This window comes from Maribacter cobaltidurans (genome assembly GCF_002269385.1).
Taxonomy (GTDB): Bacteria; Bacteroidota; Bacteroidia; order Flavobacteriales; family Flavobacteriaceae; genus Maribacter; species Maribacter cobaltidurans.
This window is the reverse complement of the sequence record NZ_CP022957.1, coordinates 3,807,706-3,832,907: the sequence shown is the minus strand read 5'-3', so window position 1 is coordinate 3,832,907 and position 25,202 is coordinate 3,807,706. Positions and strand designations below refer to the sequence as shown.

28 protein-coding genes are annotated in these 25,202 nt (G+C 39.5%); 14 read left to right on the top strand and 14 right to left on the bottom strand.

The window, feature by feature from the left end; translation table 11 throughout:
* From CJ263_RS17165 to CJ263_RS17120, 10 genes are all read left to right on the top strand, one after another.
* Positions 1-774: a DUF6090 family protein gene (locus tag CJ263_RS17165; protein ID WP_094998393.1), complete on the top strand. Its 774-nt coding sequence runs from the start codon at positions 1-3 to the stop codon at positions 772-774.
* Positions 775-783: 9 nt separating this feature from the next.
* A complete protein-coding gene (locus tag CJ263_RS17160) occupies positions 784-1,533 on the top strand; it encodes a DUF6090 family protein (protein WP_094998392.1) in 750 nt (249 codons plus the stop codon).
* A complete protein-coding gene (locus CJ263_RS17155) occupies positions 1,530-2,288 on the top strand; it encodes a DUF6090 family protein (protein ID WP_094998391.1) in 759 nt (252 codons plus the stop codon). The genes CJ263_RS17160 and CJ263_RS17155 overlap by 4 nt, the downstream gene beginning before the upstream one ends.
* A complete protein-coding gene (locus CJ263_RS17150; RefSeq protein WP_094998390.1) occupies positions 2,285-3,025 on the top strand; it encodes a DUF6090 family protein in 741 nt (246 codons plus the stop codon). The genes CJ263_RS17155 and CJ263_RS17150 overlap by 4 nt, the downstream gene beginning before the upstream one ends.
* Complete coding sequence (locus tag CJ263_RS17145; RefSeq protein ID WP_094998389.1) at positions 3,022-3,789, top strand: DUF6090 family protein; 768 nt, start codon at positions 3,022-3,024, stop codon at positions 3,787-3,789. Before CJ263_RS17150 ends, CJ263_RS17145 begins: the two co-directional genes overlap by 4 nt.
* A complete protein-coding gene (locus CJ263_RS17140; RefSeq protein ID WP_094998388.1) occupies positions 3,782-4,537 on the top strand; it encodes a DUF6090 family protein in 756 nt (251 codons plus the stop codon). Before CJ263_RS17145 ends, CJ263_RS17140 begins: the two co-directional genes overlap by 8 nt.
* Positions 4,538-4,626: 89 nt before the next feature.
* Positions 4,627-5,430: a hypothetical protein gene (locus CJ263_RS17135; protein ID WP_094998387.1), complete on the top strand. Its 804-nt coding sequence runs from the start codon at positions 4,627-4,629 to the stop codon at positions 5,428-5,430.
* Positions 5,423-6,157, top strand: a complete 735-nt coding sequence (locus tag CJ263_RS17130; protein ID WP_094998386.1) for a DUF6090 family protein — start codon at positions 5,423-5,425, stop codon at positions 6,155-6,157. The genes CJ263_RS17135 and CJ263_RS17130 overlap by 8 nt, the downstream gene beginning before the upstream one ends.
* A 12-nt stretch (positions 6,158-6,169) precedes the next feature.
* Positions 6,170-6,907, top strand: a complete 738-nt coding sequence (locus CJ263_RS17125; RefSeq protein WP_094998385.1) for a DUF6090 family protein — start codon at positions 6,170-6,172, stop codon at positions 6,905-6,907.
* 39 nt (positions 6,908-6,946) lie between these two features.
* Positions 6,947-8,281: a YfcC family protein gene (locus CJ263_RS17120; RefSeq protein ID WP_094998384.1), complete on the top strand. Its 1,335-nt coding sequence runs from the start codon at positions 6,947-6,949 to the stop codon at positions 8,279-8,281.
* A gap of 9 nt (positions 8,282-8,290) precedes the next feature.
* Here CJ263_RS17120 and CJ263_RS17115 read toward each other — a convergent pair whose 3' ends face one another.
* The 3 genes from CJ263_RS17115 to CJ263_RS17105 form a co-directional block, all read right to left on the bottom strand.
* Positions 8,291-9,277, bottom strand: coding sequence for an SDR family oxidoreductase (locus tag CJ263_RS17115; RefSeq protein ID WP_094998383.1), 987 nt, complete (start codon positions 9,275-9,277; stop codon positions 8,291-8,293).
* 239 nt (positions 9,278-9,516) lie between these two features.
* On the bottom strand, positions 9,517-10,074 hold the full coding sequence (locus CJ263_RS17110) for a DUF1572 family protein (RefSeq protein WP_094998382.1): 558 nt from the start codon (positions 10,072-10,074) through the stop codon (positions 9,517-9,519).
* A 125-nt stretch (positions 10,075-10,199) separates the two neighbouring features.
* Complete coding sequence (locus CJ263_RS17105; RefSeq protein WP_094998381.1) at positions 10,200-10,589, bottom strand: glyoxalase superfamily protein; 390 nt, start codon at positions 10,587-10,589, stop codon at positions 10,200-10,202.
* Between the two features lie 307 nt (positions 10,590-10,896).
* On the opposite strand from CJ263_RS17105, the gene CJ263_RS17100 reads away from it, so the two are divergent.
* Positions 10,897-12,921: a S9 family peptidase gene (locus tag CJ263_RS17100; RefSeq protein WP_094998380.1), complete on the top strand. Its 2,025-nt coding sequence runs from the start codon at positions 10,897-10,899 to the stop codon at positions 12,919-12,921.
* A 13-nt stretch (positions 12,922-12,934) separates the two neighbouring features.
* On the top strand, positions 12,935-13,768 hold the full coding sequence (locus CJ263_RS17095; protein ID WP_229702430.1) for an endonuclease/exonuclease/phosphatase family protein: 834 nt from the start codon (positions 12,935-12,937) through the stop codon (positions 13,766-13,768).
* Positions 13,769-13,822: 54 nt separating this feature from the next.
* On the opposite strand, the gene CJ263_RS17090 is transcribed toward CJ263_RS17095, so the two are convergent.
* The 3 genes from CJ263_RS17090 to CJ263_RS17075 form a co-directional block, all read right to left on the bottom strand.
* Positions 13,823-14,275 carry a hypothetical protein gene (locus tag CJ263_RS17090; protein WP_094998379.1) on the bottom strand — a complete coding sequence of 151 codons (453 nt, stop codon included), beginning with the start codon at positions 14,273-14,275 and terminating at the stop codon, positions 13,823-13,825.
* 199 nt (positions 14,276-14,474) lie between these two features.
* The gene (locus CJ263_RS17085) at positions 14,475-15,653 is read right to left on the bottom strand and encodes a hypothetical protein (protein WP_094998378.1); all 1,179 of its coding nucleotides are present in this window, start codon (positions 15,651-15,653) and stop codon (positions 14,475-14,477) included.
* 303 nt (positions 15,654-15,956) lie between these two features.
* Positions 15,957-16,733 (bottom strand): DUF6090 family protein, encoded by a 777-nt coding sequence (locus CJ263_RS17075; protein WP_094998376.1) that lies wholly within the window; start codon positions 16,731-16,733, stop codon positions 15,957-15,959.
* Between the two features lie 421 nt (positions 16,734-17,154).
* Between CJ263_RS17075 and CJ263_RS17070 the strand changes: the two genes are divergently transcribed.
* Together CJ263_RS17070 and CJ263_RS17065 are read left to right on the top strand one after the other, a co-directional pair.
* Positions 17,155-17,994 (top strand): tyrosine-type recombinase/integrase, encoded by an 840-nt coding sequence (locus CJ263_RS17070; protein ID WP_308423278.1) that lies wholly within the window; start codon positions 17,155-17,157, stop codon positions 17,992-17,994.
* Positions 17,994-19,124, top strand: coding sequence for an IS91 family transposase (locus tag CJ263_RS17065; RefSeq protein ID WP_094996498.1), 1,131 nt, complete (start codon positions 17,994-17,996; stop codon positions 19,122-19,124). Before CJ263_RS17070 ends, CJ263_RS17065 begins: the two co-directional genes overlap by 1 nt.
* 293 nt (positions 19,125-19,417) lie before the next feature.
* Here CJ263_RS17065 and CJ263_RS17060 read toward each other — a convergent pair whose 3' ends face one another.
* The 8 genes from CJ263_RS17060 to CJ263_RS17025 all read right to left on the bottom strand — a co-directional run bounded on the left by CJ263_RS17060 (position 19,418) and on the right by CJ263_RS17025 (position 25,123).
* Entirely contained in the window at positions 19,418-19,930 is a 513-nt protein-coding gene (locus tag CJ263_RS17060; RefSeq protein WP_094998375.1) for a hypothetical protein, read from the bottom strand.
* Positions 19,931-20,167: 237 nt separating this feature from the next.
* Positions 20,168-20,959 (bottom strand): DUF6090 family protein, encoded by a 792-nt coding sequence (locus CJ263_RS17055; RefSeq protein WP_094998374.1) that lies wholly within the window; start codon positions 20,957-20,959, stop codon positions 20,168-20,170.
* Positions 20,960-21,251: 292 nt separating this feature from the next.
* Positions 21,252-22,037, bottom strand: a complete 786-nt coding sequence (locus tag CJ263_RS17050) for a DUF6090 family protein (protein WP_094998373.1) — start codon at positions 22,035-22,037, stop codon at positions 21,252-21,254.
* A gap of 235 nt (positions 22,038-22,272) precedes the next feature.
* Positions 22,273-22,680 carry a VOC family protein gene (locus CJ263_RS17045; protein WP_094998372.1) on the bottom strand — a complete coding sequence of 136 codons (408 nt, stop codon included), beginning with the start codon at positions 22,678-22,680 and terminating at the stop codon, positions 22,273-22,275.
* Between the two features lie 219 nt (positions 22,681-22,899).
* The gene (locus CJ263_RS17040) at positions 22,900-23,370 is read right to left on the bottom strand and encodes a DinB family protein (protein ID WP_094998371.1); all 471 of its coding nucleotides are present in this window, start codon (positions 23,368-23,370) and stop codon (positions 22,900-22,902) included.
* A gap of 198 nt (positions 23,371-23,568) precedes the next feature.
* Positions 23,569-24,153, bottom strand: a complete 585-nt coding sequence (locus CJ263_RS17035; RefSeq protein ID WP_094998370.1) for a hypothetical protein — start codon at positions 24,151-24,153, stop codon at positions 23,569-23,571.
* A 24-nt stretch (positions 24,154-24,177) separates the two neighbouring features.
* The gene (locus CJ263_RS17030) at positions 24,178-24,456 is read right to left on the bottom strand and encodes a hypothetical protein (protein WP_094998369.1); all 279 of its coding nucleotides are present in this window, start codon (positions 24,454-24,456) and stop codon (positions 24,178-24,180) included.
* A 139-nt stretch (positions 24,457-24,595) separates the two neighbouring features.
* A complete protein-coding gene (locus CJ263_RS17025; RefSeq protein WP_094998368.1) occupies positions 24,596-25,123 on the bottom strand; it encodes a DinB family protein in 528 nt (175 codons plus the stop codon).
* Positions 25,124-25,202: the final 79 nt, after the last annotated feature.

Below are 25,202 nucleotides of genomic sequence, written 5' to 3'. Positions count from 1 at the left end.
ATGATAAAATTTTTCCGAAAAATCCGCCAGCAGCTGCTCGAGGAAAACAGGTTTTCCAAATACTTCCTATACGCCATAGGTGAGATAGTCTTGGTGGTGGTCGGAATTTTAATTGCCTTGCAACTAGATAATTGGAACGAAAATTCCAAAAACGCTACCAAAGAAAAAGAGTATCTCTACGGACTACAAGAGGATTTAGGGAAGCAACTCTCCTTATTTGATGATCGCGCTGTTTTCTATGACCAACTTATTGAAACGGGGGAATCTATCCTTACCGATTACACTCAGAGGGAGAAGCTTCTGCAAATTGACAGTATCAATAAAAAATTAAGCTTTTTACTGTATACCAATAGTTACCCGGAAGTCAATAGAACATTCAACGAGTTAAACACAACCGGGCACATTAATCTTATTAGGGAGAAGAACCTTAAATCTGACATCATAACGTATTATCTAAATTCCGAATCCACAGCAAGAAAAATAAATGGAAATGTAGAAAACGTGAATTACAATCAAATCTTCCCCATATTAAAATCAGCGATTATCGTGAATTTGGAAAATTTTGGTTTCCCATCAGATAATACCGATCAACAAGGTTTGACCAAAAAAATGGCCAGCACCCTTGAAAATAGTTTGGATGACCCCAATAAGGAGTTTGAAATAATAAATGCTATTTCCATGCGGATTATTTTATTAAAATCGAACGAGCTCAGGATACAAAAAATCAAGGATGAAGCCGAAGAACTTTTATCCACCATCAATGCGAAACTATAACCATTCATTATGATAAAATTCTTTAGAAAAATTCGGCAGAATCTCATCATGGAAAACAAAACCTCCAAATATTTTAGATATGCCATTGGCGAGATTGTACTCGTGGTCATCGGTATTTTGATTGCCTTGCAGATTAATAATTGGAACCAGGACCGAATCAACAATATCGAAAAAAAAGCTTTACTTTCTAAACTACATGTAGAGTTCAAAACCAATAAAAAACTGGTAGAGGATTTTAGGCTTGAAGAGCAAAGGGCCATAAAATCTTCCAGTGAATTGATTAGTTTGATCGGGGCCAAAAAAGAAGAGCTCGCAAACAAAAATTTAGACAGCCTATTTTTTGAATCCTTTCCCTCTAACGAACTGGCATTTGCCAACAATTCGGTAAACAGTATCGTGCAAAACGGACGTCTTAACCTTTTTGAAAACGATTCCATCACCTCACTTTTATACCACTGGAATTCACTATCTGAAATCAGACAAACACGTTTTGACAAATTGGATGCCTGGAACAATGAACATCTTTTGCCCTTTTTGCTACCTTATATTTCATTTAAGGAAATGGACAGTAACGCCCATTATCCATGGTCTGGGAAATCCAAAGTGAAACCGGACTACTATCCCTTGTTTCAGAAAGTGGAATTTGAAAATTTGTTGGATAATTCCTTATGGCTGCATCAAAATATAATGGATAGGTTGGATGAAACCGAAATGTTGATTGAAGAAATTCTTCAGGAAACCAAACCTGTAGTAAAATGATAAAATTTTTCAGAAAAATCCGCCAGCAGCTGCTCAAGGAAAACAGGTTTTCCAAATATATGCTCTATGCACTTGGCGAAATAATTTTAGTGGTCATCGGTATTTTGATTGCCCTTGCCATTAGCAATTGGAACGAAACACAAAAAAGCAAAAAACTGGAACAGCAGCTATTGCATGCCTTGTTGGCGGAATTTGAATCCAACCTTCAGCTGTTGAACGATGTTATCGCCCTGAACAATTCCAATATAGAAAATAGCATTCTCTTGGGCGAATACACAGGACCTTCGGTCACAAACATCCATGAAAAAGAACTTTCGGAAAGAATGGTCGGCATATTTAAAATAGAGCCCAGATATTTGCCCAATCAAGGTACCGTTCAAGAAATCATTAACTCAGGAAGACTCAGTGTGCTTTCAGATGACAAACTACGCAAGGCGCTATCCGCATGGCAATCGGGCCTGGAGAGTGTCAAAAGGCAAGAAAACTATGTGGTGGAGCGACGGGATATAGGACACGACTTCTTTTTAAAAGAAGGAAATTTCAGAAGACACCTTGACCTCATCAACGACGCACTTCTTGACCCAACTCCCAGTAAATTTCCAAATAACGATTTCAAATTCTTGGAAAATCAAGAATTTGAAAGCCAGCTGTATCTATTTATCGTGGCTTCCAGAAATCTGAATGTGGTCTTTTACGAACCCCTAAGGGAACGGATCAACACCATCATTGCACTGATTAAAAACGATATCCAATGATCAAATTCTTTAGACGAATCCGGCAACAGCTTCTCTCAGAAAACAAATTCAGCAAATATCTGCTCTACGCCATTGGAGAAATAATCCTAGTAGTCATCGGCATACTAATCGCCCTTCAAATAAATAATTGGAATGAAGATCGTATAAACTCGAAAAAAGAAACTATTGTCTTGGCCAATATTCATAAAGAGTTTACACAGAATAAAAAGCAATTGGACTCTGTTGTTGGTCAGCATCAGGTCGTATTCAAAAATTGCACCGGCGTCATTGGTCTTTTCCCAATAAAATCAAAACCAGGACCTGAAGCATTGGATTCATTGGCCACTATGCTTTGGTGGACTTACGGCGGTAATACCTTCAACCCCACGCAAACGAGCATTAATGCCCTTGCCAGCACATCTTCTTTCGATATCATAAAAAATGAAACCTTGCGGGATCTATTGATTTCCTGGAATGACTTGGTTACGGATTATCAAGAGGAAGAATTGGCTTCTAGAGATCATATTTGGAGTCAATACGACCCTTATCTGTCCAAGCATTTTGATTGGAACCTCAATTTTAAAGATGAACGAAACGATTTTGATGCACTTCAAACACTGGAGTTTGAATATTTGGTTAGGAGCAGGTATGATTTGGTGGATCAAATTTTGAATACAAGCGGTGAGCTACAAAAAGTACAAGCCACTTTGGATAAAATAATTGAACTTTCAAAACCTTCAGGTAACCAAAACCCATGATAAAATTCTTTCGAAAAATTAGACAAAATCTGCTATCGGAGGGCAAAACGACCAAGTATTTAAAATATGCTCTTGGAGAGATTATACTAGTAGTGATTGGAATTCTAATTGCCTTGCAGGTAAACACTTGGAACGAGAAACGAAAGAACAACGCAAAGGAACAAACCTTGCTTTTGGCATTGCAACAGGAATTTGATGGAAATCTACAGCGTTTGAAAAATACCATAACCGTAAATAACGAGCGCATTACCAACTGCTTACTTTTGTTGCATGAATTAGCACCCGAGAAATCTTCCCTTTCCCATAGTCAAATTTCAAAGCTATGGCTCAACGCATTGTCCAAAGATGCTGTCTACCGACCCAGCCTAGGGGTGCTCAATGAGGCTATCGCCTCTGGTAATCTTAGTGTTATTCACAATAGGGAAATCACAACCTTTCTGTCTGCATGGGAATCAGAACTTGATCGAATTAGCATACAGGAAACGGCCGTTAAGGATCAACGCCTTCTGTGTTTTGAACGTTCCAAGGAAATTGGTAACATGAGAATGATCCTCCAGGCTATAGAAAACGATTTGGGTAAAGAATTACAGGAAAGCCCATTTGAGGATACAAACAAAGATTTGCTCAGGTCAAAGGCCTTTGAGTCTGACCTAGTGACTTTTTTGGGCACTGCCAACCATTTAGAATCCGGTTTTTTAATTCCTTTAAAAGAAAGACTCGAGCATTTTTTAACCCTTGTAAAGAAAGAATTGGACCATGATTAAATTCTTCCGTAAAATTCGTCAAAACCTTTTAGCAGAGGGTAAAACCACCAAATACTTCAAATATGCTTTAGGTGAGATTATCCTAGTGGTCATTGGTATTTTAATTGCGCTTCAAGTGAACAATTGGAACGAAGAAAGAAAGAACAATGAAGTTAAACAATCCTTGGTAGAAAATTTAATTGCTGATTTGAAGGAGGACATCCAAAACTTAGAGACACTAAATACCATAAATACCAACGCCGAAAATGAAGGATTTTACCTCGCCTCCTATTTAGACGATTCACTAAAGGAAATAGATACCTTAAGGCTTACAAATTCAATCGTATTTTGTGGTTACATTCCCAATAAATCCCTTATATCCTCTACCTATAACGACTTGATCAACAGTAATAATATTCACCTATTCAATGATGTGAAATTAAAAAAGCTTTTGGACGAATATTATGTAAACAATTCTTGGTTTCAACTCTTGAATTCCCGAATCCTCAAAACAGTCTGGTATGATTACCGTGATGAAATGTCTAAATTTCATAGTCCAAAGCTATATCAGGATTTCTATACATTCCAAAAACCGATTGAATCCAATGTTTCTAAATACCATGTACAATGGAATCAAATCAAGAACAATGATTATTTAAATACTCAAGTGGGAATGATAGGCGCTTACAGAATATTGATAAGGCAAGATTTTGAAAAATATACCCAAAAGGCCAAAACCATCTTAAAATATTTAGAAGAAACAAAATAGCAACGATTTCAATGTTTATTGGTGTTAAAAGCAAGAAACGACAAGGACATCCAAAACTAATTTTTATTAAAAAGACCCACCATTGACCCATGATAAAATTCTTTAGAAAAATCCGGCAGAATCTCATCATGGAAAACAGAACCACTAAATACTTGAAATATGCTATTGGCGAAATTGCATTGGTGATGATCGGAATTCTATTGGCCCTTCAGGTGAACAATTGGAATCAAGATCGTCTCAACAAGAATTTAGAATTTCAATACTATGAGCGTCTTTTAGATGATGTTAGGGAAGAAAAATTAATTATTGAAGCCACTTTAAACTATTCCAAACAGGTTAGCGAACATGCCAAATCTGCTGTCGCCGTTTTTGAAAATTCTTCCAATGCTAACCCTGATCCTGTGGCCAATCTTGTAGATATGTATCAGGCTAGCCAATTACTAGACCCCTATTCTGCGTCATCAACCTATCAGGAGTTAATTGCTTCGGGTCAAATCAACCTCATCCAAAACGATAGTGTAAAGACCGCATTAATTAGATATTATGATATTGGGTGGTCAGAATCTGGCGCGACTATACTTGAAAATACATATAGAAAAAATTTAAGAGGAAAAATGCCCGATGACGTTCAGACAAAGATTAGATCATACTGTGGAGATACTTATGTAAAAACCGGAAATAGTTACTTTCCGCGGCTACCAAAGGAATGTAATATACAACTGGACCACAATTACGCCAAATCGGTTGTTGAAGCATTGCTTAAAGATGAAAGTTTAAAAAATGATTTGCGCTATTTAATTGGCAATGAATCAGGTAAAACAAATGATCTTATGGCCACCATGTTACGACTTGAGAACCTAAATCTGTTATTAGAACGCATAAACCATGATTAAATTCTTCCGTAAAATTCGTCAAAACCTTCTAGATGAAGGCAAAACATTAAAATATTTCAAATATGCTGTTGGCGAGATTGTGCTGGTTGTCATTGGTATCCTGATTGCCTTACAGATCAACAACTGGAATGAAAACAGGAAAGTTGATGGTGAAATCGTGAAAATTCTTACCGAAATACGTAGTAATCTCATTAACGATAGCCTTAGCATTGAGGAAACCTACAGCAAAAGGTTAGAAGATATCAATATACAATACACCGTAATCAATAAACTTGAAGCAGGTGATATTCCTTATGATTCCATTAATTATCACCTAGGACGTGTTATGTTGGCCAGGCGTATCGTGTTAGTGGATAATGGCTATCAATTGATAAAGAAATTAGGAATAGAACTCCTACAAGATCAAGAACTTCGTAACAAGTTGACAAGTTATTATACCACTGCCGTAAAAAAAATCAATGATGATACCAATGACGACGATTTTGAGTTCCGCACCGTGTTCCTCCCCTATGCCCGCAACCATTTTAGAGATTATACTTGGGGTATAGAGGCTATTCCCACAGATTATGAACAACTCAAATCGGATCTTTATTTTCTCACGTCCCTAAATGTAAATATTAAAAACGAGGAAGGTACCCTTCTTGCCTTAAAGGAAGGAAATCAGGCTATCCAGGAACTGCTACCCAGACTTGACAAAACCCTGTCCTCCTATCAAAAAGGGAACTAATACTATCGCATCATGATTAAAATCTTTAGAAAAATTCGGCAGAATCTCATCATGGAAAACAAAACCTCCAAATATTTTAGATATGCCATTGGCGAGATCGTACTCGTGGTCATCGGTATTTTGATTGCACTCCAAATAAATAACTGGAACGAGGAACGACTTGAGAATAACCGGGAAAAAATCACCGTGCAAAATCTAAACACTGAATTCCAAGAAAATTTAAGGGACTTGGATTCCATAAATACCATTTTGAAACGCACCATTTTGGCTACGGAAACCATTTTTGCAAAGTTCAAGGAAGAGGATTTTCAAGAAACCGACCCAATCGACAGCCTTTTGCATTATGTCATAGAAAGTCCTTCTTGGAAGCCCAGTGAATTTGTTTTGAACGACCTGCAAAACTCTGGCGGACTCTCAAAATTGAACAATCCAGAGCTTAAAATTCTTTTGTTCAATTGGTCCCGATTTTTTAAGGAATTACAGGAAACGATGGATCAAACCGAAAAAACGAATATCAATTTAATCGAATATATACGGGAACATGGTTCGCTTAGAAACATAGATACCAAATCCAAAACATTTCCATACAGGCCCTCCCAACTAAAAATGAACAATGCGTCGTTGCTTCAAAATATTCAATTTGAAAACTATATCGATGACAAACTCTATGTCCTTAAAGAGTCTGATATGGCCTATACACAAGCCAAAATATTAATACAGAAAATCTTGAAGGAAACAACTATAGAGTAAAACGCCCCGTGAAATAAACGAAAACCAACCAAACCAACTATGAAAAACTTTCCAAATGCCTTTGTCATCATCATCGGGGTCGTCCTATTTGCTTGGGTGCTCACCTTTATCATACCCCAAGGTAGCTACCAAAGAATTACGGATGAAGATACGGGAATCACAACAGTAGTCAGCAATTCATACCAAGAAACGGATGGAGATCATTTATCCGCCTTTGACATGATGCTAACCATTCCCAACGGAGTTGCGGAAAGAGCGGACACCATTGTCCTAATATTATTGTTAGGGGGTTGCTTTTTCGTTATTGAGAAAACCGGGGCGTTATCCGAAGGATTGCATAAGATTGTCAACGTTCTCAAAGGAAGGGAAGGTCTGTCATTATTCATCGTCTCTCTACTGTTTACGGCGGCGGGGGTAAGTATAGGCATGCAAGAGGAAGTGATTGCCATGATGCCCGTACTGCTCATTTTTGGAAAAAGTTTGGGCTTCAACACCTATACTACTATTTATATGAGCTACGGATCTACGGTGTTGGGCAGTTCCTTTAGTCCTTCAAACCCATTTGGTGTAATTATAGCACAACAGGAAGCCGGTGTCCCTTTGCTTTCGGGAAGCGGGTTCCGATTAGTAGTTCTCGGGATTGCCTTTTTGGTTTGGGTCATTTACCTGATCCGCTATGCTGCCAAAAACAGGATGGAAAAAGTTGAAGCGTCCACTCCCCACGAAAAAATGTCCCTTAATTCCAAGATCATTCTCACCCTATTAGGTTTAACGTTTATCATTGTCATGTATGGGCTTCTACAGTTGGATTGGGGCTTTATGGAAATGTCCGCCTCCTTTTTTGCCTTGGGAGTGGTCTCCGGTCTTTTGGGAAAATTGGGTGTGAACGGTACGGGAGAAGCCTATGTCAACGGATTTAAGGAAATGATTTTTGCAGCCATGATCATTGGCTTGGCAAACAGTATTTCCATGGTCTTAAAGGAGGGCATGATCATTGATTCCATTGTTTACGGACTTTTTGGTCCCCTACAATACCTATCAGCCTCTGTCTCCGGAGTGTTGATGATGGTCTCCCATGCTATTTTACATTTTCCCATACCCAGTTACTCCGGTCAGGCTATTTTGACCATGCCCATTTTAGTACCGCTTTCGGATTTAATCGGTATTTCCAGACAGACGTGTGTACTGGCCTACCAATATGGGGCCATCATGGGGGATTTGATCGTGCCCACGAACGGCGCATTGATGGCCATTTTGGCTGTTTGCGGTATTCCCTATAACAAATGGTTCCGATTTGCTTGGAAACCTTTGCTACTTATGCTGGCATTGGGAGCCCTAAGTATTGTAGTAGCCATTTATACGGGATATAATTAAAGGCTCTACTTAACCTAAGGCCTTATACGCCTTCAATATATTTTCAATCTTAGCCTCTTTTTCCTTATCAATATTTTGTCGTTCCGGTTTTTCTTGTAGCCATTTTAAGGTACGCTTTATTCCTTCGGAATACGGAATCGTCGCTTTAAAACCGGGTAAAAAGGTTTTAATTTTGCTATTATCGAACAGCACACTTTCAGCCTTGTCCGCCAACAGACTTCCCGTAAAGGAAGGTTCTATCTTACAAATAAAATCGGATGCAATGTGTACGATATTTGCCTCCTTGCCCAATGCCTCTGCCGTAATCTTATAGATCATATTCCAACTTAACACCTCATCGGAGGTAATATGAAAGGCATGACCGATGGCGGTGGTCAATCCTAAAAGTCCCACGAATCCTTTAGCAAAATCATCGGCATGGGTCACCGTCCATAAGGAAGTACCATCGCCATGAACGATAATTTCTTTCCCTTTTAGAATGCGGTCGATGACATTATATTTATCAAAACCCCCAATGGCCAACGGGGTTACCGTATCATAGGTATGGGAAGGCCGTACAATGGTGATAGGAAAACCCGTTTCCCGATAGGACTTCATTAACCGTTCTTCGCACAATATTTTATTATGGGAATAATCCCATAGATTATTACGGAGCGGAGTAGATTCGGTAATGACCGGATAGGTCAATGGGGTTTGGTAGCAAGAGGCCGAACTGATGAAAATATATTGCTTCGTTTTTCCCTGGAACAGTTCCAGATCACGCTCAATATCCTCGGGGGTGAAGGCAATCCAATTGACAACCACGTCCCATTCATGTTTCTTTAATTCGGACAATGTTTCCGGCTTATGGATGTCCCCGATGATGGAATGGGCACCTTCTATGTCTACTTTGGCCTTGCCTCTGTTCAGCAGGTATAAATCCATTCCTTTGACGACCGCCAACCGACTACTCGGAGTACTGATGTTTCCCGTTCCTCCTATAAATAATACTTTCATTTTTTCTTTAAGATTTATAACATTTAATGTTACATTAATTATTCTACATGAATGTTCACAATCAATTATCACTTCGTGTCACCTCTAGCCTTTCGACAGCGCTCAAGATAAACTAAAGTCGAGAGGTTTTTAATTTATTTTATTTAGTCTTAGGTCTCGCATCTCGACTGCGCTCGATATGACCGCTCGACCTGACACTTAATTTGCTTTTATGATAGATTGTGGCGATTCGATTTTCTTTATTTCAAATCATCGGAAAAATGCCCTTTATGCTTTCCTAATGAAAATTTCCTATCGTTAAAATCATTTGATGTTCCTTTCGGGATGGTTAAACTTTGCCATTCCTTTCCTTTGACCATTTTACCTATGTAAACAATTTGTCCGATATGGTAGGTATAATGGGCCAATTGCCGATTTATAGCTTCCAAAATGGAGTGTTCCTGATTTCTGATATAAACCTTTGTGTCAAAGTTCCTTTCATTTATGGAATCCAAGGCATCGAATAAACATTGCCATCCTTCATTCCACTTTTCCAGCAGCTCCTTTTTGGTTTTGATAACCGCTTCAAATTCCATATCCCTATTCCGCCAATCCTTTTCTCCGTCGGAATGCAAGAAATCCGTCCAGCGCGATTTCATATTGCCGGAAAGATGGTTAACGATGACCGCGATGGAATTCGATTCTTCGTTGAAGGCCCTAAAAAGGCTTGCCTCATCCAATTGGGAGAAGGTCTTTTCCCCTACCGACTTATAATATTCAAATTGCTTTTTTATGCTGTTCAAGTACCCCCTTTCCATCCGGTGTTCGCTCCTTATAAAATATCTATTTCAAAATCTCAAGATCAAGCCATTTAAATTAATTCGGAATAAATCAATTACGATGTAAATAATTAAATATCAAATAATTAAAACACTTCGCTAAACTAAATACTCGAAATATCCCGATAAAAAGTCAGGCCGTTCTTAAAAGGGTCATAAAAGGCGAATTCCTTCGTTCCCCAAGCCGTTTCCCGTAATAAGGTATGGGAGTGGAACACATCCTTTTCAGCATATTCATCGTACAGCCCTTCAATGTTTTGGGTCACGATCCGCAACATCGGGCGGTCGATATCAAAATCCCATTCCTTTCGGTCGTGCCATTGTAAATGGATCTCTACATCGTCCCGAATGACGCCTGCATATTTGGGATTTTTGGAATCGTCCGCAAAGGCAATCCGGAATCCCAATCGGTTTACATAAAAGTCCAGCGCATCCAAAACATCCCACACGGGAAGCACTGGATGTATCTGATGTAAATGAATTTTCTCCTTCATAGGGTCAAGTTATAAAATAAATGGTTGTTCGTTGTTCGTTTTTCGTTGTTGGCTTATTAAAGTGACCCAGTGACAAAGCGGGATTGTGAAATAGTGATTTGATTTATTTACGTATTCCCTACTACCATTTGTCCAGTGGTAAATGCTAATTTGATTATTGTTTATTGTCCAGAACAATCAAAGCCAAAAGCTAACAGCAAATAGCCAACAGCTAATTGCCAATAACTTAAAACTTATAACTATCAACTTAAAACTTTTAACCGTTAAATCCGTAAATTGATGCTTCAAACTAAACAAGCACCACTATATGAAGCATTGTATCAGCATCATCGCCTTTCTCCTCTGTGTAACCACGGTATCGGCACAGACCAAAACCAACCTGGAACTTACGGATATTTTCGAATACGAGTTTGTATCGGATCCCCAGATATCGCCGGATGGCAGTAAGGTGATCTACGTACGTAATTTTAAGGATATTATGACGGACAAAAACCTGTCCAACCTCTGGATCGTGAATTTTGATGGTTCAAAAAATAGACCTTTAACAACAGGGAACCATAACGACTACTACCCCCGATGGTCGCACGATGGCAAAAAAATCATCTTTAAATCGAATATGGCCGATGACAAGATGAAACTGTACCTCATGTGGTTGGATACCAAGGAAACGGCCCCGTTGACCAATACGCCGAAAGCACCCGGAGCGGTAAGCTGGTCGCACGATGACCGCTATGTGGCCTTCAATATGTTCGTGCCCGCCAAGGACGAATCGCTTATTAAAATGCCCGGAAAACCCGAAGGTGCCAAATGGAACACCCCGCCCACCTATATTGACAAGCTCAACTACCGTGGCGATGGGCAAGGGTACCTCAAGGGCGGCAACGACCAACTGTTCACGCTATCCATCAACGGGGGAACCCCAAAACAGTTGACCACCGCGGAATTTGATCATGGTGCCCCGGTATGGTCCAACGATGGCAAAAGTCTGTACTTCTCGGCAAATTTCCACCCCGATACAGATTTTGAACCGGCCAACAGTGAGGTCTATAAATTAGACCTTAGCGATAATAGCGTCCATGCGATCACGGATCGTTTTGGCCCCGATGGCTCGCCCCAATTGTCCCCCGATGGTACACAAATTGCCTACACGGGTAACGATGATACCTTTCAAGGTTATGAGTTGACCCAATTATATGTAATGGATACCGATGGCAACAATTCCCGATTGCTTTCGGGCGATTTTGACCGGGACATTGGCAATGTGCAATGGGCCAGTGACGGAAAGGGACTCTATTTTCAGTACGATGAGGAAGGGGATTCCAAAATAGGGCACATTACGTTGGATGGTAAAGTGACCACCATCACCGAAGGTCTTGGCGGACTCTCCCTGGGAAGACCCTACAATGCGGCCGACTTTACCGTGTCCAACAACGGCAAGTTCGCCTATACCTTGGGCGGTACGCAACATCCGTCCGATTTGGCCGTAGCCGATAAAAAGGGAACTAAGCGACTTACCTATTTAAACGACGACCTCTTTTCCTTCCGGAATTTGGGCGAGGTAGAAGAAATCTGGTGGAACTCCTCCTTCGATGACCGAAAAATACAAGGATGGATCGTAACCCCACCCAACTTCGACCCCAACAAAAAATATCCCTTTATCCTGGAAATCCACGGCGGACCGTTTTCTAGCTATGGTTCCGTTTACAGTGCCGAGATTCAGGCCTATGCCGCGGCAGGCTACGTGGTGTTGTATTCCAATCCTCGCGGTAGTACCAGTTACGGGGCGGAATTCGGGAACCTCATCCACCACGATTATCCCAACCACGATTACGAGGATCTGATGAGCGGTGTGGATGCCGTGATTGCCAAAGGCTATGTGGATACTAATAACCTGTTCGTGACCGGTGGTAGCGGTGGCGGTGTGTTGACCGCGTGGATCGTGGGCAAAACGGACCGCTTTAAGGCCGCCGTAGTGGCCAAGCCCGTTATCAACTGGACCAGCTTTGTACTCTATGCCGATGGGGCCGCCTTCTTCTCCAAATACTGGTTCGGGAAGAAACCTTGGGAAGACCCGGAAAACTATTTTAGACGCTCTCCCCTCTCCTATGTGGGCAATGTGACCACCCCAACGATGTTGTTGACCGGGGAGGAAGACTATAGAACCCCCATTGCGGAATCGGAGCAATTCTATACCGCATTAAAGCTGGAAGGGGTGGAAACCGCCATGGTGCGTATTCCCGGTTCCGGTCACGGTATCGCCAACCGGCCCAGTAATCTGGTCGCCAAGATCGCCTCGGTATTGGCCTGGTTTAACAAATACAAAACGGACTAACTCGGCATACAAGATGAAAAAAGGATTTTTTGCAATGTTGATGGTTTTTATGACCGCCCTAGGATATTCCCAAGCGTTTAAGGTCATGTCCTACAACATTAAATACGATAATGTAAACGATACCGTAAACAACTGGAATTTTAGAAAGGAGGCCATGGTACAATTGATCCTGCACTATGGCCCCCAATTTGTGGGCATGCAGGAAGTGGTACACAACCAATTGGAATATTTGGACGAGCACTTGCCGGACTTCGCCTATATTGGTGTGGGCCGGGACGATGGCAAACAAAAGGGCGAGTACTCCCCTATTCTCTATAATACAAATGCCTTTGAGCTGATCCAAGCCAATACCTTTTGGCTCTCTCCCACCCCGGAAAAAGTTTCCAAGGGTTGGGATGCGGCCTTGGAGCGTATCTGTACTTACGGACGTTTCAAGGACATCCAAAGCGGGAAGGAACTGTATGTGCTCAACACCCATTTTGACCATGTGGGAGAAACGGCCCGGGCCAACTCCGTACGCCTGATTTTACATAAGATACAGGAAATAAATACCGAAAACCTACCTGTAGTGGTCACTGGGGATTTTAACCTGGAGCCGGACTCCGAACCCATACAGTTGATGCAACGGGAGCTAACGGACGGGCAAACCGCCACCCAAACCCCTTTTTATGGCCCTACCGGCACTTTCAATGGCTTTGACCAGGATATGGTTTTAGACCGACGTATTGACTATATTTTTGTGGAAAATTTAATGGTAAGAAGCTATCTCCATATTGATGATCGTATGGAAAATAACAAACATATTTCGGATCATTTACCGGTGTTGGCGGAGTTGGAAATAGAATGAATGTGGATATAAAATTAAGGATTTTCAATACAATGTTTTAGGTGCCAGTATAGGTTAGAAATTAAATCCAACCCCTAAATTTATGTAACTATATTCAGGTTCAACAAAGTTAAATCCTCCTCCTGTATCCAAAGCAAAATTTCCAAAAACAAAGGTTACCCCAGTTTCCACACTTGCCTCATCCCAAAGAGGATTATAACCTGATCCAAGATAACCACGTAGTTTATTAGTAATAGATTTAACGACACCAGCATTTAGAAATGCATCACCATCCACTGTCTCAAAATCATATGTTGCACTTATATAAAATCCCCAAGATTTACAATAAGAATACTTAATACCATATGGGCTATATGGAATATGGGAATAATACATCACAGTATTTTTAAATCCTGTATCCGCCGTCGTTTTGATTGGATTATTGCTCGATTTTCCATTATCAATTAATTGAGCGGACAGAAGTGTTGGTATGGACACAAATAGCAATACAAAAACAATCTTTTTCATGATTTCGATGTTAAAAGATTATTAATTACTGTAAACCCATTTTTTGTCCTGTAGATCATGTGATGTAGGTTCTTACAAAGCTAACGTAACGTTGATTTATAAGATTGGTTGCGTTGGTTTGGTACTAAATTTAGCAAATAATTCACAGATAGAAAGTCCGCGAGCATTATCGTAAATAGGCTAGAACTAGCAATTAATTTTATACGGTGTAGCCACTGGCATTTTCTCCGAATATATCATCAAAGTTTAAATTCGGCTTTATGTCAAATGGTTTTTCTTTTAAAGAAACTATATCGTCCAATAGCATTATTGTCCTCAATAAACATCTTCTTGTTTCGGCTCGAAATACTTCGCTATGTACTCCTTTGTTAGCTAAACTATTCAGTTTATCCCATTGTTCAAATAGGGTTTTGGTTGTAGCGACAATCAAGTCAATATTTGTGCTGCTCTTTCTTGAAGTATCAGCGTATGCAAAAAGGCGATTCTTATATTTATCAGCTTTTAAAGAATGACCGTCCATTTTTTCATCCGTTGGAGGAAATATACAGTCAACGACATATTCAAAAATTCTTCGGCACGAAGCAGTTACTTGGGCGAGCTGTTCATTTGTTTCAGAATCTTCAAATGTTTTAAGTGCAGACCATAGTTTATTCCCAATATCTGGCGCAATATCAGAAAGTTTTGAGACTATTTCATCCGCAATAAAAGCTAAAAGTCCACCCGAATTTCTTTTCCATTCCGCAATTCTCCTTGCCTCCTCAAAATTCGAATAAGTATCAAATATTGTATAGCGTCCATTTAATGATTCCGGATTTACTTTCTTAAAACCAAAAGTTTCATAATCGTTAATTAATAAGTCTTCTGTGTCATCTTCTGGTTGATGAAATAAGTTAAATTCATCACCGTGAATTCTACCTAATGCTATTAATGATTGACTATAAAGAATCCAATGAATTTCGGATGAATCATCTACTTCGAGTGCTCCGAGATAAGCTAGGTTACTCTCTAATTCGTCATTGAGATATTCAGCAGTTTTTAAGTCGATACTTTCAAAGCAAATAACGTAAATATCCTTACCGAAAGAATGCTCAATATTTTCCTCAGAGTATCTTTTCCAAGTAACATTTTGAGGATTTGCCCACTGATAGAAAACATTCAAATATTTTTCTTCATTAAATGAATATGAAAATTGAGTTTCGCTGATTACTGTTTTATCTCTTGCTATCATCATCATTAGCAAGTCTCCAACAAAAACTTTGGAATTGGCAGATAAGTTTCTGTGATTTAAAATTAGACTAAAAATTTTTTCTTGTAAATCAAGTCCGTAGAAAGTAGCCAACGATTCGTGTTGTGCGTCAAAATGGAATGCTATTTTCATAAGGTCTTGGTTTGCTTGTGGCTAACAATTGTATAAACGTACCTAAGTACGTTTATTTCTATTTTAGGGGAAGTGCCTTAAAAATCCTACAAAAAATTGGTTTGGGCAAGGAAAAGGGGAAATATGTGCCTTCGCTTTCCAGAGATGTGGTTTCGACTACGCTCAACCACCTATTAGGGAAAGCTGCTCAGTGACCGCGCTTAGGCATCAATGCGGTGAGCTTCTAGGTACGTACTTGCCAAACTTAAATTTCACAAGTCTTGGAAAACTGCGCCATTAGTTACAGTTCCTATTGTGCTTTAGTTATTTTTTTAATTTTTCAAGTTCTTCTTCAATTCCATGAATCACGCTATCCACTGCCCTAACAGTTTCTATTTCTTCATCAATTATTTGACCTCTATTGTAGAGTGCTAACTGCAAGGCCTTCATAAGCTCATTATCATCCAAAAACTTATCGTAATTAGCTATTCTTAATTTGTAAATAGCTATAGAGTCAGAATGTACAAACCCATATTTTGTGGGTTGACTATAATCCGCAATCAAATATTTGAATAGAAAAGGCTGAATAAGCTTTGTCATATTAATTTCAGCTTGTCTCATCCCAAGTTCATCATCCAATCGCTTTAAATTCAATTGAAATAAATTGGTTATGGCAATACGTAAGCTGTCATTGGATAAGGTGTTTAATCCAATGTTCTTTAAATTTTCAAAAGCACTTGTTTTAGGAATAATTTGAAACTCAAGACTGGAATTTGTCAGTGCCTCATAAATTTTTTGAGAATTTGATTTCTTATCATAGATATCAGTTATAAGCTGCTGACTTGATTTAAATATTTCTCTATGTTTAGAAATTGTTTCGTTTATATCACTTCTGGTTTGTAGTAAATCGCTTTTTAGTTCTGTGTAAATCTGTGCTTCTAGTTTTCGTACTTTTCGATCTTCATTCCAATTATTAATCTGAAGGGCAATAAGAATACCAATAACTACAAGTATAATTTCTCCAATCGCGTATTTTAGATACTTTTCTGTTTTACCCTCGGAAAGTAGGTTTTGTCTAATTTGTCTGAAGAACTTAATCATATTTCAGGTCTCTTTTTCTTCCGCAAGCGGCTATCTCAACCAAATTTCCACCGGACATTTGATTTTGCTTTGCAAAATTTAGTTTCGATAATCTAAAGAATTTTATCATTGGTTAGTAGTTGGTCCCGATAGTTATCGGGAATGAAGCACAACGGTCTCATATAACCGTCAGTTACGGGTTAATATGTGTTAATTTTCGGTTTGGCACGGACCTTAGCAATTCCGAGTGGATTCGGACGTAGTCGAATCCGCCGTAATTGCGGTTATACATTGTTGAACTAAACCTAAAGGTAGCTTCAGGAGTTATCTAAATCTCCATTCACTACCTTTAAGATGTATAAAACTAATATTTAGCAAATTATGAAAAAAAAGTAGTACCCTGATCGAACGAGCCTGTGAACGTGTTCCAGAATTCCAGGAATTGTATCTCAAACTAAAACGTTCTGTTGAACTATCGGGCAAAAGCCAAAGCACCCTGACCAACTATGCCCGCTGTCTTTCACACATAGCCCTGCATTTTAAGTGCAGTCCACTCGATCTGGATGAAGAACAGGTGCTGGATTATCTACATGTTTTAAAGTCCCGGCACAAGACCCCGTCGAGCAGCTTCTTCAAGCATACCGTTTATGGTCTGAGGTATGCCTACCGGATATCAAATCGTAAAGAGATGCAGGTAATGCTCCCCGCTATTGAGCGTCCCAAAAAACTCCCTGTAGTTTTAAGTTGTAGGGAAGTAAAGCAACTCTTAAAAGCCCCAAAACTACTGAAGCACCGTCTGGTATTGGCGCTGCTTTATGGCTGCGGACTGCGCTGTTTTGAACTGTGCAACCTACAGTTAAAAGATCTGGATTTTGATCGTATGATGCTTCACGTCCGCCAAGGCAAAGGCAGGAAAGATCGGTATGTACCCTTGTCGAGGATGCAGATCCGCGGACTTAAAACATATCTTGCGGCAGAAAATCCTTGCACCTGGTGCTTCACTGGGAACAATACCGAAGGGCGTCCAGTCCCGCTTTCTACCCAAGGGGTTCGCTGGATTGTACGGGAAGCCCGTAAACATAGTGGTATTCAAAAGGAAGTGACCACCCACAGCCTGCGCCACAGTTATGCTACCCACCTTCTGGAAATGGGCTTGGATATTATGAGTGTAAAGGACCTTTTGGGGCACGCAGATATACAGACCACACTGACCTACCTTCACGTGGCACAACTGGGCAGGCAAAAGCCTTTCAGTCCACTGGATCGGCTCTACAAAGAGTAATGGCATCCGCTGCTCACGAAGTGGCCCAGGTATTAAATCGCAACAGGGAGTCTTTAGCAGACTGTTGTGCCACCAGCTGGCAACTAAGGACCCTGCACGCCCTGCGCAAATGTCGTACGGCTGCCCTGGGCGGTCACATTGACCACTGCACGAATCCATCCTGTAATACCTTGCACCTGAGCTACAACAGTTGCCGCAACCGGCATTGCCCAAAGTGTCAGGGGCACAAAAGGGAACAATGGATCAGGGCACGGGAAGAAGAGCTCTTGAACGTTCCTTACTTCCACGTGGTATTTACCCTGCCTTCAGAACTCAACCGCCTGTGCCTGTACGAACCCAAACTGCTGTATGGCCTGCTGTTCAAAACTTCATGGGAAGTCATAGCGGGGTTTGCTTCCAATCCTAAGTTTTTAGGTGCCGGTCCCGGGATGATCGCCATCCTGCATACCTGGGGACAGAACCTGTCCCTGCATCCGCACTTGCATTGTATCGTGCCCGGTGGTGGGGCAACCAAAAGTGGTAAGTGGAAACCTGCCCGGAACAAGGGGAAATACCTGTTCCCGGTCAAGGCCATGAGCAAGGTATTCCGTGCCCGCTTTGTTGCAGGGTTACGTAAAAAAATTAAAACAGAACAACCAGAGGCCCTTTACCAAAGCCTGTTCAAAAAAGAGTGGGTCGTCTATTGCAAGCGTCCGTTTTTAGGGCCACCTCAGGTAGTGGAATACCTTGGTCGCTATACCCATAAAATTGCGATCAGCAACCACCGAATCAAAAACCTGGATGACAGCGGCGTGGTGTTTTCGGTAAAAGATTACCGCCACGGGGGAAACAAATCCCTGATGTACCTGAGCGATACTGAATTCATCAGGCGCTTTGCCCTGCACATACTCCCTAAGGGGTTTGTGCGCATCCGCCATTATGGGATATTAAGTGCTTACCATAAACGCAAAAGTCTTGACCACTTGGGTAAAACCCTGGGGAAGGTACAGCTCCAAGAAAAACCGCCCCTGCAACACCGAATCTGCCCATCTTGTAAAAAGGGAGAACTGGTGACCCTGCATACGTTTACCGCACGGGGACCACCGGCACACTGGATCACAAAACTTAAAAAATACACTAAAGCACAGTAAGAAAATAAACGCCCTTTGAACGGGATAGGGAAGCCTATGTCCGAAACCAAGCAAAAGCGGCCAAAATACCCCAAAAACAGGAGGTTCAATAGAATTTAAGAAGTGATGGACATACTCGGGAGAAAAACAAGACCTCCAAATCACTATACGGTTCAAGTGCAGACCTTAAATAACCCATCCTAAAACAGACCAATACCCATAGAAGGCTGACCGACAGAGAACCGGTTCAGTCAACACGACGTTCATGCTGGGTCGTACCGACCACACGAACGCTAGTTATTAGCAAAAGTTTTTTATCGATTCTTCATAAATTCAGTAACTACGGAACTTTTTTCAGTTTCCATTTCACAAGTCCAACTGTCAATAAACCATCTTCCATTTTCGTAATGAAGTTGAATGCTATTCAGTCCTCTAATATTAGATTCCGTATTTGGGTCAGTTCGTATTTCAAATGCACTCCAAACTTGGGCAATATTTCCATATTTGTTTACTATTCTTTTTAGTTCCTTTTCGTAAAAATCCTCTTTCGGTGATAATCCGATTGGTATATATTCCGCCTCAAGAGTATGTGATTCCGCTTTTCCATTTTCGTTCAGTCTTGTGATTACAGCAGTTTCTGAATGAATAAATTTATCTCTTTCGAATTCCCAAGGGTCACTACTCGAACCTGAAACAACATCATAATATGCATTAATTATTGCATCTATTGATTGCACATCTTTCGCATATTTTTCTTCGTTCGTTTGTCCGAAAATTGAATTACAAGTAAAAATTATGCTTAGTGATATTAGAATTATTTTGTTCATTTCGGTTGGTTTTAAATTTTTGCTAACAAGTGTATAAACTTACCTAGGTACGTTTATTTCTATTTTAGGGGAAGTGCCTTAAAAGTCCTATAAAAATTTGGTTTGTACAATTAAAAGGGGGGAATATGTGCGTTCGACTCCCTTTCGACTTTAGATTACCTTGAGCTTAGCCGAAAGGCTCAGTGCAGGCTACTTCGTCAACGGAGTAAAAAGGTATGGGCTTTTGTTATTTTTAATTTAGTCGTGTTCCTTTATACGTTCCAATAATCGATTTAAAATCGACTTTCTAGTTTCTATGATACCAATTGCTCCATACGACCTCCCCATATCCCCGATCAAATAATTTTCAAAGCTTGACGTTTTTAAAATCCTATCATAATCATAGGTAATGTCTCGATTGTCCTTTATTGACGAGACCTTCTGATAGAACTTCTGTACATCCTCTTCACTAACTACCAATGTCCCCGTAGTCTCCGTAATATAACCTTCTGGTAATGTATACATTAAAGGTTCAAATTGATTTTCAACTATTCTTGTTATTGCGCTAAAAGAATTCTCTACTAAAACAAAGTCGGCATAGTACTGAGAGAGCTCTTTTACGATATCTTTTTCACGAAAATTATTGAAAATGCCCATCGATTTAGCCGATTCGAATGTCGTTGCGTAATTGGTAGCATTTGTTGAATAAAACAAAGGTTCTACATACATACCAAATTTTTCAATACCCATGGTCCGATTCGGATTTCTAACATACGTTAAAAGTGTATCTAAATATTGAATTCTCTTTTGGTGAAACCTATGGTAATAATTAAGCTTTTCATCATCCTTTTCCAAGTCGAGTAGGACATTGGCAAAGAAGTTGTTTTCCACGATTTTTGCCTTGCGATTGTCATTCCAAGAGTTAATTTGTAAAGCAATTAAAATACCGATAACCACCAGAATTATCTCTCCAATTGCATATTTAAGATACTTTGCTGTTTTACCCTCGGAAAGTAGGTTTTGTCTTATTTGTCTGAAGAACTTAATCATATTTCAGGTTTCTTTTTCTTCCGCAAGCGGCTATCTCAACCAAATGTCCACCGGACATTTGATTTTGCTTTGCAAAATTTAGTTTCGATAATCTAAAGAATTTTATCATTGGTTATTAGTTGGTTCCGATAGTTATTGGGAATGAAGCGGAACGGTCTCGTATAACCGTCAGTTACGGGTTAATATGCGTTAATTTTCGGTTTAGAACTGACGTAAGCAATTCCGAATGGATTCGGACGTAGTCGAATCTGCCGTAATTGCGGTTATACATTGTTGTGCTTTCGTTATTTTTTTAATCAATTTCTTTATCAATCAATTCGATTATTTGCTTAATTCTTATTATTAATGCTTCAGATTGAGCATTAGCAGAATGATTGTATATTATTGCAAATGAAGCCATACCTTCCAATTCTTTATTATCAATTATATTCATTTTAGAAACTGTGTTCTGTGAATTACCGCTTGGAATTTCTAACTTTTTTTTATTATCGTCTAATAACCAAATATGTTCAGTATTATTTACAAAGTTGTTAGCAATTTCTCTCGAAATACCTAATTCTCTGATAAACGGTTCTAGCTGTTGGTACATTTGATTAGTCCAAATTGATTCAAGTTCTTGAAGTGTAACTATGTCAGATGACCAATTTGATAATAACTGTTTTAAATTTTGATTTGTTATCAAACGAAGATTTTCAGAATTGGTCAAATCACTTTGTACTGGATTAAATGTTGGGTCAATATCTATTTCAGCTATTGACTTTACCAAACTAGCTCGAGAAATTTGGTTGGGATTATCTATAGCCTTATAAATATTTAGAGCAGATTTGACGATATTCTCTCTCATTAGCATTTTCTGTTCTAATTGGATTAGATTGGCTTGATAAACTTCTTTTAATTGAGTTAAAATGATTTGTTCCTTTTTGACATCTTTTTTTGTTTCATTGAAGTTGTTTACTTGCAATGCAATGAGAATCCCTATCACAACCAAAAATATTTCTCCAATGGCATAAATAAGATACCTGCTGAATTTGTTTTCAGAGAGTAGTTTCTGTCTAATTTTTCTAAAGAATTTTATCATTGGTTAGCGGTTTCGGATAATGAAGCACAACAATTGTATAAACTTACCTAGGTACGTATATCTCTATTTTAGAGGGAAGTACTTTAAAAGTCCTATAAAAAATTGGTTTGGGCAAGGAAAAGGGGAAATACGTGGGTTTGGCTTTGCCAAAGGTGGTTTCGACTCCCCTTAGACTCCACTTCGGTTCCGCTCAATGACCGCGCTAAAGCACTAATCAGGTGAGGTTGTTGGCTTTTTAATTTTCCATTTTTGACATATCCGCAAACATCAGTTCCCATTGATGCCCGTCTAAATCAGCAAATGTGTCATAATACATCCATCCGTGGTCAGCAGGTTCCTTATAACTAGTCCCACCATTATCTTTTGCTAGCTTAACAAGTTCAAGCACTTTGTCCTTGCTCTCAACTTGAATAGCAATCAATACTTGAGTGGTCGATTTATCTGCTATCGGTCTGTCCGTGAATGTCGAAAATTTGTCCTTTTTTAAGAGCATAGCGTAAATTGTCCCTTCGTTTAATTCCAACGCCAATGTGTTTTCATCGCAAAAGTCTTCATTAAACTTAAACCCAAGGTTTGTCCAAAAAGCTCTTGTTACTTCTATGTCAGTCACAGGTAAGTTGACATAAATGGTTTGTACTTTCATAATTGTTCGCGTTTTTTTATTGATTTCGTTTTTAGCTTCTGTACAACAAGTGTTTAAACTTACCTAAGGTACGTTTATTTCTATTTTAGGGGAAGTACTTTAAAAGTCCTATAAAATTTGGTTTGGACAAAGAAATTGAGAAATATGTGCCTTCGACTCCGCTCAGTGACCGCGCTCAGGCACCAAATCTTTTAACGCAGCTCAGGGCAGGCTGCTCAATCACCTACTTTTAATCATCTTTTTAAGCAACGAAATTTGACCAAGATGATAATAGCTATGCTCTATAACGCCTTCAATATTCCGCACATAGGTACCATATTTTTCATCCACAAATGTGGAGTTTAGTGTGTTTTCAGTAAGGCGGGAAACTTCATTGACAAATATCTCCGCATTCTTAATAAAATCACTTTTCAGGCTTTCCCAATCCCTTTCAGATTCAATTTTTGGGTGGTCAAAACTATAGGCGTCCCGTATCTCAAGATTCCCGCCCTTGAATACATTTATAATACCGGCTAGATAATAATTCACATGAAAGGTCAGCGCGGCAATCGAATTCAATCCAGCTATCTTTTGCATGGCCTGTTCCCAGGTTACATCCTCCAATAGCTCCTTGTAATTGGTATTTGCAATCCAGCGTCCGCTTAACAGTACTTCCGTTAGTCTACCCGCCAATTCTTTATTCCGTGCCATGCTATGATTAATATTTTTCCCAATAGGCTAGTATTCATATTTTATATAACCTGCTTTAACTACCCATATAGCGACTAAAATTCCTATAAATTATCTATTTCGGCAAGGAAAAGGGGGAAATATGTGCCTTAGACTCCTCTTCAACGGCGCTCACAGTGCAATATGATGCAACTTTAACTAAACCTACTGCTTGATTATTTAATCTACTTTGATCTTTGCTCCGTAGAAGGCGTTTATCAAGTAAAGGATATTAATAAGAGGACCGATCATCAAGGCTTGTTGCCAATCTATGATATCCACATAGGTAATAAAAAAGGTTAAAAATGTTATTCCTGAGAGCACGATTGCCGTCCATTTCAACCATTTTTTCAAATACGTATCGCTTATATACAATTTTAGTAAACCACCTAGAAATATGAGGTTACCAAAAACAAACACCACCGTCGCCATTTGATTTGCCATCTCCGACATTTCAAAAGTGGTGTTTTGATAGCCACCAAGCATAATGGGGTATGTGGTAAGTAGTATCAGCTGCCCCACCGAAATAATTGCCCAACTAACTTCTTTCAACTTAAAGGCAAAATACAAGGCACCGATAGCGATCATGGTCATAAATAGAAATTCTGCCTTCCAATGCATTCCATATATCTGCCAGTTATCATTGACGTATTCGTGCCTTTCCACTGGATCTAGCGGAGCTTTGCTAGACAAATAGATATAAATCCCTACCGTGATATTAATCATAACGGAACCAATAATCCAAAGTAGTTTTCCAAGTTTCATAAAGTATGTTTTTATTGAAGGTTGTTATTTTTTTAATTCGGCCTCCACTAGAGCTATAAGTTCCTGGTTTCGGCTTTGTGTATCCAATATCAACTCATTTTGAACACCGATCATCATTTTTGTCGCGAATAGGTCGGATAATAATTTTTTATCCGTGGCGATGTCCAATTCCTGTAAAGATGGCATCTTTGAGGAAATCCCAATAACAACAAGAATGATTTCTCCAACGGCATATTTTAAGTACTTTCCAGTTTTTCCTTCGGAAAGTAAATTCAGTCTAATTTTTCTAAAGAATTTTGCCATGGGTCAGTGGTTGGTCAAATAAGTCGTGTTACTAATAGCAACATGGTGTAAAACACGAATTTAAATACTGGGGAAGTACCTTAAAAATCGTACAAATATTTGATTTGGGCAAGGAAAATGGGAAATATATGGTCTTGGCTCAACTCCTCCTTTCAAGTCCATAATCGTAAGGTTTATCTACCAATCTTTTGATAGTTGCCATTTGTCCGCAATGCCACATAGTATGTTTTATGTTCCAATCAATGGCCTCAAACTTGGTTTTAGCCACGGGGTGCGGCACTTTGGTGGGTTCCACGGGTTGCCACAAGTCGGATTCCGACAACGAGTTGATGACCTCCAAGGATTTGTCTTGCATCCGTTGTAAATCGGACGTAAGCTCGGCTGGGGTCCAAGTTCCCTTCATTTCTTGGGCAAAGGTGTCGTAACCACATAATTTGGTATACGACCTTAGGTCCATTTTTTCCAAAAGTTCCGGTAAATGCCCTACCGTGGTCATTATGGAATGGTAGTAGATACTCACCACTAAATGACCTATTTGCCAACTAAAATTTGAACCTAAAGCTTCGGGGATGATTTCCCATTTCTCAGCGGGAACGGAGTCCATCAGCCTATGCGTCCAGTCATAGGCGGTTTCCGTTTGTTTATTGAGGATTTCTATTTCTGTCATGATTATACTATTCCGACTTTACATCCGTAGGGAAATAAATTATATCCACTCTTTTAAATATGCGTATGCACATTAAAAA

Coding starts and splice junctions, on each gene's coding strand:
- CJ263_RS17135 (WP_094998387.1), top strand. CDS start 4,627: ATGATAAAATTCTTTAGAAAAATCCGGCAGAATCTCATCATGGAAAAC.
- CJ263_RS17125 (WP_094998385.1), top strand. CDS start 6,170: ATGATTAAAATCTTTAGAAAAATTCGGCAGAATCTCATCATGGAAAAC.
- CJ263_RS17155 (WP_094998391.1), top strand. CDS start 1,530: ATGATAAAATTTTTCAGAAAAATCCGCCAGCAGCTGCTCAAGGAAAAC.
- CJ263_RS17120 (WP_094998384.1), top strand. CDS start 6,947: ATGAAAAACTTTCCAAATGCCTTTGTCATCATCATCGGGGTCGTCCTA.
- CJ263_RS17075 (WP_094998376.1), bottom strand. CDS start 16,733: ATGATTAAGTTCTTCAGACAAATTAGACAAAACCTACTTTCCGAGGGT.
- CJ263_RS17030 (WP_094998369.1), bottom strand. CDS start 24,456: ATGGCAAAATTCTTTAGAAAAATTAGACTGAATTTACTTTCCGAAGGA.
- CJ263_RS17100 (WP_094998380.1), top strand. CDS start 10,897: ATGAAGCATTGTATCAGCATCATCGCCTTTCTCCTCTGTGTAACCACG.
- CJ263_RS17035 (WP_094998370.1), bottom strand. CDS start 24,153: ATGAAACTTGGAAAACTACTTTGGATTATTGGTTCCGTTATGATTAAT.
- CJ263_RS17110 (WP_094998382.1), bottom strand. CDS start 10,074: ATGGAAAGGGGGTACTTGAACAGCATAAAAAAGCAATTTGAATATTAT.
- CJ263_RS17140 (WP_094998388.1), top strand. CDS start 3,782: ATGATTAAATTCTTCCGTAAAATTCGTCAAAACCTTTTAGCAGAGGGT.
- CJ263_RS17025 (WP_094998368.1), bottom strand. CDS start 25,123: ATGACAGAAATAGAAATCCTCAATAAACAAACGGAAACCGCCTATGAC.
- CJ263_RS17045 (WP_094998372.1), bottom strand. CDS start 22,680: ATGAAAGTACAAACCATTTATGTCAACTTACCTGTGACTGACATAGAA.
- CJ263_RS17040 (WP_094998371.1), bottom strand. CDS start 23,370: ATGGCACGGAATAAAGAATTGGCGGGTAGACTAACGGAAGTACTGTTA.
- CJ263_RS17090 (WP_094998379.1), bottom strand. CDS start 14,275: ATGAAAAAGATTGTTTTTGTATTGCTATTTGTGTCCATACCAACACTT.
- CJ263_RS17130 (WP_094998386.1), top strand. CDS start 5,423: ATGATTAAATTCTTCCGTAAAATTCGTCAAAACCTTCTAGATGAAGGC.
- CJ263_RS17055 (WP_094998374.1), bottom strand. CDS start 20,959: ATGATTAAGTTCTTCAGACAAATAAGACAAAACCTACTTTCCGAGGGT.
- CJ263_RS17065 (WP_094996498.1), top strand. CDS start 17,994: ATGGCATCCGCTGCTCACGAAGTGGCCCAGGTATTAAATCGCAACAGG.
- CJ263_RS17150 (WP_094998390.1), top strand. CDS start 2,285: ATGATCAAATTCTTTAGACGAATCCGGCAACAGCTTCTCTCAGAAAAC.
- CJ263_RS17165 (WP_094998393.1), top strand. CDS start 1: ATGATAAAATTTTTCCGAAAAATCCGCCAGCAGCTGCTCGAGGAAAAC.
- CJ263_RS17105 (WP_094998381.1), bottom strand. CDS start 10,589: ATGAAGGAGAAAATTCATTTACATCAGATACATCCAGTGCTTCCCGTG.
- CJ263_RS17085 (WP_094998378.1), bottom strand. CDS start 15,653: ATGAAAATAGCATTCCATTTTGACGCACAACACGAATCGTTGGCTACT.
- CJ263_RS17145 (WP_094998389.1), top strand. CDS start 3,022: ATGATAAAATTCTTTCGAAAAATTAGACAAAATCTGCTATCGGAGGGC.
- CJ263_RS17050 (WP_094998373.1), bottom strand. CDS start 22,037: ATGATAAAATTCTTTAGAAAAATTAGACAGAAACTACTCTCTGAAAAC.
- CJ263_RS17115 (WP_094998383.1), bottom strand. CDS start 9,277: ATGAAAGTATTATTTATAGGAGGAACGGGAAACATCAGTACTCCGAGT.
- CJ263_RS17095 (WP_229702430.1), top strand. CDS start 12,935: ATGAAAAAAGGATTTTTTGCAATGTTGATGGTTTTTATGACCGCCCTA.
- CJ263_RS17060 (WP_094998375.1), bottom strand. CDS start 19,930: ATGAACAAAATAATTCTAATATCACTAAGCATAATTTTTACTTGTAAT.
- CJ263_RS17160 (WP_094998392.1), top strand. CDS start 784: ATGATAAAATTCTTTAGAAAAATTCGGCAGAATCTCATCATGGAAAAC.